General features: G+C 48.0%; 9 tRNA genes and 1 rRNA gene. All 10 read left to right on the forward strand.

Features of this window, described 5'->3' with window-relative positions:
- The first annotated feature begins 183 nt into the window (after positions 1 to 183).
- Positions 184 to 299 (forward strand): 5S ribosomal RNA (gene rrf / locus ACFOZY_RS14665).
- A 40-nt stretch (positions 300 to 339) separates the two neighbouring features.
- Positions 340 to 415, forward strand: a tRNA-Val gene (locus tag ACFOZY_RS14670).
- 13 nt (positions 416 to 428) lie between these two features.
- Positions 429 to 504 (forward strand) — tRNA-Thr (locus ACFOZY_RS14675).
- A 16-nt stretch (positions 505 to 520) separates the two neighbouring features.
- Positions 521 to 593 (forward strand) — tRNA-Lys (locus ACFOZY_RS14680).
- An 83-nt stretch (positions 594 to 676) separates the two neighbouring features.
- A tRNA-Leu gene (locus ACFOZY_RS14685) sits at positions 677 to 761 on the forward strand.
- Between the two features lie 4 nt (positions 762 to 765).
- A tRNA-Gly gene (locus tag ACFOZY_RS14690) sits at positions 766 to 840 on the forward strand.
- Positions 841 to 846: 6 nt separating this feature from the next.
- Positions 847 to 935, forward strand: a tRNA-Leu gene (locus ACFOZY_RS14695).
- Positions 936 to 961: 26 nt separating this feature from the next.
- Positions 962 to 1038: transfer RNA gene (locus tag ACFOZY_RS14700), tRNA-Arg, on the forward strand.
- Between the two features lie 12 nt (positions 1039 to 1050).
- Positions 1051 to 1127: transfer RNA gene (locus tag ACFOZY_RS14705), tRNA-Pro, on the forward strand.
- A gap of 10 nt (positions 1128 to 1137) precedes the next feature.
- A tRNA-Ala gene (locus ACFOZY_RS14710) sits at positions 1138 to 1213 on the forward strand.
- Positions 1214 to 1318 lie beyond the last annotated feature (105 nt).

Here is a 1318-nt window from a genome sequence, read left to right on the forward strand (position 1 = left end):
GTGGAGCTGACGAATACTAATCGATCGAGGACTTAACCTAATAAAGTAAAATCCGGAAGGATTGCTTGAAAGCTTCAATGTCTTGTTTATCCAGTTTTGAAAGAACAATATTTGGTAACGAAAAACTCTTGAATACTTCAAGATAATTGTTATAATAATACTTGTCTTTCGAATTAAGACAAGTCCAGTGATGATGGCGAAGAGGTCACACCCGTTCCCATACCGAACACGGAAGTTAAGCTCTTCAGCGCCGATGGTAGTTGGGGGTTTCCCCCTGCGAGAGTAGGACGTCGCTGGGCGGTTTCTTAATGCCTAATTTAATAGAGTGCCTAAAGATATGGAGGATTAGCTCAGCTGGGAGAGCACCTGCCTTACAAGCAGGGGGTCGGCGGTTCGATCCCGTCATCCTCCACCATTTCTATAATCTTGCCGGTGTAGCTCAATTGGTAGAGCAACTGACTTGTAATCAGTAGGTTGAGGGTTCAAGTCCTTTCGCCGGCACCATCTTTTTTACATCTTTGGGCCATTAGCTTAGTTGGTAGAGCATCTGACTCTTAATCAGAGGGTCGCAGGTTCGAATCCTGCATGGCCCATCTATTATGATGTGGGGATGCAAACAACCGAATTTAGCTAAAACCAATTATGTTTAGTCCTAACGGACTTAAATTTAGATCTTGCGGGTGTGGCGGAACTGGCAGACGCACTAGACTTAGGATCTAGCGCCTTCGGGCGTGGGGGTTCGACTCCCTTCACCCGCACCAATAAGCGGAAGTAGTTCAGTGGTAGAACACCACCTTGCCAAGGTGGGGGTCGCGGGTTCGAATCCCGTCTTCCGCTCCAGAAATTGCCGGGGTGGCGGAACTGGCAGACGCACAGGACTTAAAATCCTGCGGTAGGTGACTACCGTACCGGTTCGATTCCGGTCCTCGGCACCAGTTCATTTAATGTTAATGTAAATATAGCGCCCGTAGCTCAATTGGATAGAGCGTCTGACTACGGATCAGAAGGTTATGGGTTCGACTCCTGTCGGGCGCGCCATAAATATATTTTCGGGAAGTAGCTCAGCTTGGTAGAGCACTTGGTTTGGGACCAAGGGGTCGCAGGTTCGAATCCTGTCTTCCCGACCACTTTTGAAATGGGGCTTTAGCTCAGCTGGGAGAGCGCCTGCCTTGCACGCAGGAGGTCAGCGGTTCGATCCCGCTAAGCTCCACCATTTTTATGAACCTTGAAAACTGAACAGCAAAACGTCTAACAAACACTTGTTTTGATCCGACCTCCGTCGGACAAAACAGACAACAAATTTGGACATCATTATGAT

It is taken from the genome of Chungangia koreensis (assembly GCF_042651785.1).
Classification (GTDB): domain Bacteria; phylum Bacillota; class Bacilli; order Bacillales_A; family Planococcaceae; genus Chungangia; species Chungangia koreensis.